Origin of the sequence: Candidatus Aquicultor secundus (genome assembly GCF_002791875.1) — a bacterium.
Lineage (GTDB): Bacteria > Actinomycetota > Aquicultoria > Aquicultorales > Aquicultoraceae > Aquicultor_A > Aquicultor_A secundus.
This window is the reverse complement of sequence record NZ_PFNG01000043.1, coordinates 1-7,936: the sequence shown is the minus strand read 5'-3', so window position 1 is coordinate 7,936 and position 7,936 is coordinate 1. Positions and strand designations below refer to the sequence as shown.

The following is a 7,936-nucleotide window of genomic DNA, read 5'->3' as shown; positions in this document are numbered from 1 at the left end:
AACTATAGCTATTAGACTATGAGCTGTGCAGGCCGTGTTTTTGCCAGCGTTTGATAACCAGCTTTTCAAGTTGGCGAAGAAACCTTGTATGGAACGCTTCATGGTTACTCATCGGCATGACGAGGATGGTGTGCAAACCCGCAAGATTGCCGCCGAAGACATCGGTAAATATCTGATCGCCAACTACAACCGTCTGGTCGTCACGGGTTCCGAGGACTTCCATCGCGCGTATGAACGCACCTTTTCTCGGTTTGGCGGCCCTTGCTACAAGCGGCAGATTCACCTGAGCGGCTACTCCGGTTACCCGCTGCTTCCAGTTATTGGATAGGATACAAGCCTTGAATCCCTCTGCCTCGACTTTCTGGAGCCACCCCTTTAGCTCCTCGGTGGCAACCGAGCTATTGCGGGCGACGATAGTGTTGTCGAGATCGAGGATAATCCCTTTAATCCCGTCTTGCTTTAAATCCTCCAGGTTTATATCGAAGATCGAATTATAGTAATGATCTGGGAATAACTTTGCCAACACTGATTACCTCACTACTTTTAACTATTTATTACTACTTTTTTACTACTTTCTTACTTTATATCTACCGCTCGTCGAAGAATTGCGAACTCGGGCCACGGCTCCGGTGAAGGTATGCCTACCTTAAACCCGGCATGTGAGACTTCAACAGGGCCGCCTATTTCACCTTCTTGTACGGTGAACATTTCCGGTATCAGATAGTCGCTTATCAGGTTGTTCGGGCTCAGTACTTCGATTGGTTCGGTTGTCTTAAGCCTGTTCCTGACCGACACGATCACCAGACCGTTGCTCTTATCGTACCCTTCAACAACGCCGACAAAATCATGCGACTTCTCATACCGCGCGCAATCGAGGATCTCTTCCCCTTTGTCGCCAAGGAAGAAGCCGGTTGAATACCGGCGGTGGCTTACCTTTTCGATTTCTTCGAACCACTCCGGATCAGGCCTATAATTATCTGGGTTATCGAAGTAGCGGTCAACGGCTTTTCGGTATATTTTTGTTATTGCGGCAACGTAATGGGTGGTCTTCATCCTGCCTTCGATTTTAAGGCTTGCGAGGCCGCATTGCATGAGTTCGGGGATATGCCCGATTAGCGCCAAGTCTTTTGAGTTGAAGAAGTATGTGCCTCTTTCATCCTCTTGAATCTCGTGGTACTGCCCCGGGCGCTTCTCTTCTACCAGGTGGTATTTCCAGCGGCAGGAGTGGGCGCAGTCGCCTCGGTTGCCGTCGCGGTCGGCGAGGAACTTGCTCATCAGGCACCTGCCGGAATAGGAAATACACATGGCTCCGTGGACGAATGCCTCGGTCTCGATGGTGGCGTTTTTTGAAATCTCGGCGATCTCAGGGGCGGTCAACTCACGGGCCAGAACGACTCTTGACGCGCCCTGGGATGCCCAGAAATCAACGGCAGCGGTGTTGGTAACGTTCGCTTGAGTGCTGATGTGAATTTGTAACTGTGGGGCAACCGCTTTGACGGTGCTCAAAACCCCGGGGTCGGCTACGATTACCGCATCGACACCGGCATTGGCGAGATCGCCGACGTAGTTTGAAAGCTCCCTAAAATCGCTGTTTCTTGCGAATATGTTGAGCGTTATGTAAAGTTTTTTCCCCGCGCTATGGGCTATTTCAACGGCTTTTTTTATGTCGTGGATCGAAAAATTGCCGGCTTTGGCGCGCAGACTGAAGTTGCGCCCCCCTATGTAGACGGCATCGGCGCCGTAGGCTATGGCGTATTCCAGCCGCTCCATGTTCCCGGCCGGGGATAGAATCTCCGGCTTTTTCAATCAAATCACCCCAGAAAATAGTATAAATTATGAAAACTAGCAGCCGAGGCCTCAAGCCTCGGCTGCATACTCAAATCTATGGTTCAATACCTGTTTATGTCACAAAATTTAAACGAGAACGTTCTGTACCATTTTTACCTCAGGAACCATTTCCTTTAGTGTCTGTTCTACGTAATGCGTCAGTGTCATCTGCGACATAGGACATCCGGCACAGGAACCAAGTAACCTTACCTGAACGACACCATCGTCGGTAACGTTGACGAGTTCGATGTCACCACCGTCTGCCTGAAGTCCCGGCTTTATCTTTTCAAGCGCAGCCTCTACTTTCTCGCGCAATTCTTTCACCTCCCGGAAATTTCTTCAGTTTATCCTACCATAGAAAGAGCAAAGAAAACAGAAGTCGAGATTCTTCGCTATCGCTCAGAATGACATATAGATTTGGGTGCAAATATTACTATTGCCGTGATTAATTGTTCTAGGCTGTAAGCATCGCTTGCCCTGCTACTGGCAAAAGATAAATCTAGCAAAATAAGCTTATTTATATCGATGTTTTCGACAAGCGTTGCCGCATCGTTTGAGGCAAAAGATAAATCTAGCAAAATAAGCTTATTTATGGCAATCTATTTATGACGGCAATCGGTTAAGAACTGTTTTTTGCAGCAGAAATCGGAGCATTCGGAGGCGCAATAACTTGGGATTTATCTTGAGACACAAGATATTGGCTTCAATTTTCACATTATTGTTCGGGGTGGCGACGGTGGCCGGCACGTTTGTCTACGAATCAGTCCGTAATCTCCCCGATATAGGCGATGTCAAAGGCGTTATTAAAAACCAAACTACCTATATCTATGCGGCCGATGGAACGGTCATAACCAGGCTTTTCCATGAAAATCGGACGATTGTGCCGCTTAATCAGATCTCGCCCGTCTTACAGAAAGCCGTTATCTCGGTTGAAGACCAGCGCTTTTATGAGCATAAAGGCATTGATTACGTTCGAATAATCGGTGCGTTGGTGCGGGACGTGAAAAACCGTGAGGCGGCGCAGGGTGCTTCTACAATTACTCAGCAGTATGTTAAAAATGCCTACTTTAGCCCGGAAAAGACCGTTCAGAGAAAAATCCGGGAGGCTTTTTTGGCGACGGCGCTTGAGCGGAACTATTCCAAAGAGCAAATCCTCGAGAAATATTTAAATACCATCTATTTTGGCAGTGGGGCGTATGGCGTTGAGGCCGCAAGCGAGTCATATTTCGGTATTCCGGCCACCAAACTGAGTGTTGAGCAAAGTGCGCTCCTCGCCGGTATGATTAAGAACCCAGCGGGATACAATCCGTATAAATACCCGACGCAGGCATTAGAAAGACGCAATCTGGTTATCGACCTTATGGCCGAGCAGGGATATATATCAAAAGCTGAGGCTAAAGCGGCTGAGGGGCGGCTTATGTCGGTGCTCCCGAAAAAACAAAGTTACGTGGGAATTGCCCCATATTATGCGGATTGGCTTATAAGAAATGCGCTGGATAAGACCGGCTTTAACGAGAAAGATGCTTACTCCCAGGGGCTGAAGATATATACGACGCTCGACCCGAAAATGCAGGAGAGCGCAGAGCTTGCCTGGAAGAAGTATTTGCCGAGCCCTCGAGACCCCGATGTCTCACTCGTGGCGATCGATCCAAAAACCGGGGCGGTCAAGGCGATGGTCGGCGGTAAGGACTACAACAAGCAGAAGCTTAATATAGCAACCCAGGGGCCGAGGCAGCCTGGGTCGGCGTTTAAACCGTTTACGTTGACTGCAGCGCTTATGAGCGGCATATCGCCCGACGACAGGTTTGATGCGTCCTCGCCACAGACGTTTAAAATCCCGGGAAACAGGCCATGGACCGTACATAACTCGTCGGGTGAATCGGGGGCTGGGTCTATGAGCCTGCGCAGGGGAACCGCCTGGTCGGTCAACGTGGTTTATGCGGGGCTTGTGGCAAAAATCGGCGTCGACAAGGTGATCGATGCGGCCAGATTGCTCGGTATTACAGCCGATCTGAATGCAAACCCGGCGATTACATTAGGGGGACTCAAGGTCGGTGTGACGCCTTTTGAAATGGCGTCCGCATATTCGACCTTTGCAAACAACGGGCAGTATAACGAACCCTACGGCGTCGAGAGAATCGATCTGCCGAACGGCCAGACGGTATATAAGCACAAAGCAGAGCCCAGGCAAGTAATCAACGCCGCTGTGGCGTACCTGGTAACAGATATTTTACGAGAAGTAATAAGCGGCGGAACCGGCACCCGTGCCAGGATAGGAAGGCCGGCAGCAGGAAAAACCGGCACAACGCAAAATTATTGCGATGCCTGGTTCTGCGGATATACCCCGGATTTAGCTGCGGCGGTTTGGGTCGGTTTCAAGGACGGGAATACACCGATGCGAAACATCCATGGGATTAAAGTTGTGGGCGGGAAGTTCCCGGCGCAAATTTGGTCGGCGTTCATGAAGCGGGCGCTCAAGAATGTCCCCGAGCATGATTTTGCGGATGCGCCCCGCGGAAGCCTGACCTATATATCTCTGTGCGATGAGTCAAACAAGCTGGCCGGCGAATTCTGCCCGAAGGTCAGCAGACACGTGTTCGTTCGTAAGTATAAGCCCAAAAACCTTAAAGTGTGCGACATTCATAAACCGATTCCGGTGCCTAATCTTATCGGGATGACGCAGGTAGATGCGATCAAGGCGCTAACGGAGCTTAAACTCGGCTCAAGCGTTGTGAATAAGCCGTCGGATGCACCTACGGGACAGGTTTTCGAGCAGAACCCGGCTGAGGGCACGGGTGTTAAGGAAGGCACGATCATTGAGCTTTCGATTAGCAGCGGGTTGATTAATAATCAACCGCAATCGGGAGAAGGAATCGCTGTTCCGAATGTTGTTGGATTGACATTAGACCAGGCGCAGAACGAGCTTGAGGGAAGCGGCTTCCTTGTAACGGGCGAGTACCGTTTAAGCGATCAGCCGGCGGGGACGGTGATAGGGCAAAGACCGCCTGCGGGATATATGACCCAGCCGGGATCGATGATAACTCTGGTAATCAGCGGTGAGGGTGGCCAGGTTGTGGTCCCGAACGTTATTGGGCTGAGCGAGGGCAAGGCAAGCCAGTTGCTGCAATCAAAAGGTTTTAGTGTTGTCGTTAGCAGCGACATGAAAAAGAAAAACGTTAAGAAGTATGGCCTGGGTATCGTTTCAAGCCAAAGCCCCGGATCGAGATCGCGGGTCAACGAAGGGTCGCAGGTTACGATTTATGTGACGGCGCAATAAGTTAACGGTCGCCACGTAGCATAGCAAGCATGTGCTCCCCATACAGCAGTAGCAGCTGTTGCGTCGTTTCACCTGGTCGGCCACCCCCTATTTTCTCTCCATCGAGCTTCGTCAGAGGCATGACTTCCATTAAGGAATTTGTAAGAAACAGCTCATCCATGTCAAATATATCGCCGGCCTGAATAGTTTGTTGGAATACGGTGTAACCATGCGACACGGCGATATTGATGACAATGTCTCGCGTTATCCCCGGGAGAAGGCCGTCTTCAACCGGAGGGGTAAGTATGGCTTTGTTGGTTACCGCGAATATGTTAGTGTATGACCCCTCGGTGATACTTCCCTTTTCGTTGATCAAAACCGCCTCATGGCAGCCGGCTTCTTGAGCCTTTTTCTTGGCTATTACCGACGAGAGATAGCTGGTTGATTTAAGAGTGGTTGTTATGTTCCCTGAGGTGCGAAACCCGTTTAGCAATATGGCCGACATGCCGGTTTGATAAAGGTTCTCATCGTAACCGCTATAATGAACTGCGGTTATAAGGATTGTTGGGGTTTGTGCGCCGGGTAAGCCGTTGGTGACGGTAAGGCGGAGCCTCGCATCGCTTAAATTGTTGGCTGTTATGGTATTTTTACAAGCCTCTGCAAGGATTGTTTTGCCCGGCATGGTAGGGTAACCCAGCGTCTTGGCCGAGCCGTACAGCCTGTCGAGGTGCTGATCCAGGGCGAAGATAGTGCCGTGGTACGCGCGCATGGTTTCGAAGAGGCCGTTGCCGCGGGTAAATCCGCTGTCGAACACGCTTATTTTTGCGTCTTTTTCGTCGATGATCCGGCCGCTTAAGTAGACAACCACTAAATTGAGCCCTCCTTTAGCCCGAGCGCATTAAAGAGCGCACGACCCTTGTCCAGGGTCTCGATGTATTCCTCTTCGGGATCGGAATCGGCTACGATGCCTCCACCGACCTGCAAATACGCCTTATCCCCTAATGCGATTATGGTGCGAATGACGATGTTCGTGTCCATCTTGCCGTTGGTGCTGATATAGCCGATGGAGCCGGTGTAGAGATTTCTGCGGTGGGGCTCGAGTTCTTCTATTATCTGCATCGCCCTGATTTTAGGCGCGCCCGTTATCGATCCGCCGGGAAAACTCGCTTTTATCAAGTCCATCATTCCGATATCGGGTCTCAACTGCCCGACAACGGTGGATACCAGGTGGTGAACCGCTTCATAGCTTTCAACAACCATCAGATCGGGAACCTTAACGCTTCCAAACTCGCATACCCTGCCGAGGTCGTTTCGCTTTACATCGACAATCATAACATTCTCGGCCGAGTCTTTCTCGCTTGCCTGCAACTCGCTGACGGCCGCTTTGTCTTTGTCGCTGTCCTTGTAGCGCGGCCTCGTGCCCTTGATCGGCCTGGTTTCCACATAACGATCGTTGACAAACATAAAACGCTCCGGCGACGAGCTAAGAATCGAGAAATCATCGTATCCCAGGTACGCCGCAAACGGGGCTGGGTTTGCTTCCCGAAGCAGCTTATAGAGCGTGTAGTGGTCGACATGCAAATCGGCGGTGAACCGCTGTGCCAGGTTTACTTGAAAAATATCGCCCGCGCTTATGTATTCCTTTGCTTTGTCGATCGCTTGTTTATATTCTTCCCTGGTGAAATTGGATGCCAGGTTTGCGGCAACTACGTGCTTGTCTTTACGTAATGGCTGCCAAGTATCGCCTGGTGCGGTATGCAATTCATCCTGTGCTTTGGTTGCTTTGCGGATAAGCAGGTCGAGGTGCGATTGCGCCTTATCGAGGGACTCCGCGTTGTCTGCGGGAGTGTAGGTGATCGCATAGGTTTTTTTATCGAGATGGTCTACGATTATCGCTTCGGTATAAAATCCCAGATAAATATCGGGGATTTTCTGGTCGTCTTCGGCTATGTCGGGTATCCGTTCTATCTGCCTGTTTAAGTCATAGCCGAAGTAGCCGACCGCACCGCCGGTAAACGGCAGCCAGGAGAACCGGTCTTTCTCTAGCATCCCGAATGATTTAATCATATCATCCACTACCGCCAGCGGATCGGATGTGTAAATTGTGTTGCGTCCATCCCTGGTTACTTCGGTGATCGCGCCTTTTGATCGTATGGTTATGATGGGGTTGCTGCCCAAGATGGAGTATCTGCCATAGCGCTCCATGAGCATTGCGCTTTCCAGCAGAAAGGGCATGTCGTCAGCTAGAAGGCCACATAGGGCTTCGGACGGGTTTTCTATGTGAGGTATTTCTTCAAGCAGCAGGTCTGCGTGTGTGCCGTCCAGAATTGCGGTGCTGGACTCGTGCATTGCGTGAGCTGCAGTTATCGCGCTGGTGTCATTTGTTAACGTTTTGCTTATCATCGTCTCCCTCAAAAGTTCTTAGTATGCGGAGACTAGTTTTGGGCGGAGACAAGCTCCGCCGCAATATTACTGGGCTTGGGCGGAGACAAGCTTCGCCCCTACTTGATGGAAACTAGCTTCGCATTCATCCTAAGTCAACAAAAAAAAGCAAGCACCCATTGGCTGGGTGTCCGCTTCTAAAAGGACTAACATGCCAATTATTATTCAATCGTATATATTTACGTTTACCTTACCTTAAGTATATACTTACGTTTACCTTAATTTTCAAGCTATTACAAGAGAATATCCAAAATTTTGTTGGTAAAACTATGTCCGTCTCGTCATTTTTTAAATACCCATTAAAGACAACGTGTGAAAAGCTTAGACGGTTTACTTCAGCTAAGCTGGTGCGCTCTAGATTCTTCGCTTCGCTCAGAATGACAGGTGGTACACTGTGACGCTTTCGATTGC

6 protein-coding genes are annotated in these 7,936 nt (G+C 50.1%); 1 reads left to right on the top strand and 5 read right to left on the bottom strand.

Annotated elements, in window-relative coordinates:
* Positions 1–16: 16 nt before the first annotated feature.
* From COY37_RS01755 to COY37_RS01745, 3 genes are all read right to left on the bottom strand, one after another.
* Positions 17–526, bottom strand: a complete 510-nt coding sequence (locus COY37_RS01755; RefSeq protein ID WP_286678021.1) for a YqeG family HAD IIIA-type phosphatase — start codon at positions 524–526, stop codon at positions 17–19.
* A gap of 50 nt (positions 527–576) precedes the next feature.
* Complete coding sequence (locus tag COY37_RS01750; RefSeq protein ID WP_286678022.1) at positions 577–1,806, bottom strand: peptidase U32 family protein; 1,230 nt, start codon at positions 1,804–1,806, stop codon at positions 577–579.
* A gap of 108 nt (positions 1,807–1,914) precedes the next feature.
* Positions 1,915–2,142 carry a NifU family protein gene (locus COY37_RS01745; protein ID WP_286678023.1) on the bottom strand — a complete coding sequence of 76 codons (228 nt, stop codon included), beginning with the start codon at positions 2,140–2,142 and terminating at the stop codon, positions 1,915–1,917.
* 355 nt (positions 2,143–2,497) lie between these two features.
* Between COY37_RS01745 and COY37_RS01740 the strand changes: the two genes are divergently transcribed.
* Complete coding sequence (locus COY37_RS01740; protein ID WP_286678024.1) at positions 2,498–5,104, top strand: PBP1A family penicillin-binding protein; 2,607 nt, start codon at positions 2,498–2,500, stop codon at positions 5,102–5,104.
* 1 nt (position 5,105) lies between these two features.
* Here the strand turns inward: COY37_RS01740 and COY37_RS01735 are convergent, their stop codons facing one another.
* A complete protein-coding gene (locus COY37_RS01735; RefSeq protein ID WP_286975713.1) occupies positions 5,106–5,951 on the bottom strand; it encodes an aminotransferase class IV in 846 nt (281 codons plus the stop codon).
* Positions 5,951–7,486 carry an aminodeoxychorismate synthase component I gene (gene pabB, locus COY37_RS01730; protein WP_286975711.1) on the bottom strand — a complete coding sequence of 512 codons (1,536 nt, stop codon included), beginning with the start codon at positions 7,484–7,486 and terminating at the stop codon, positions 5,951–5,953. The genes COY37_RS01735 and pabB overlap by 1 nt, the downstream gene beginning before the upstream one ends.
* Positions 7,487–7,936: the final 450 nt, after the last annotated feature.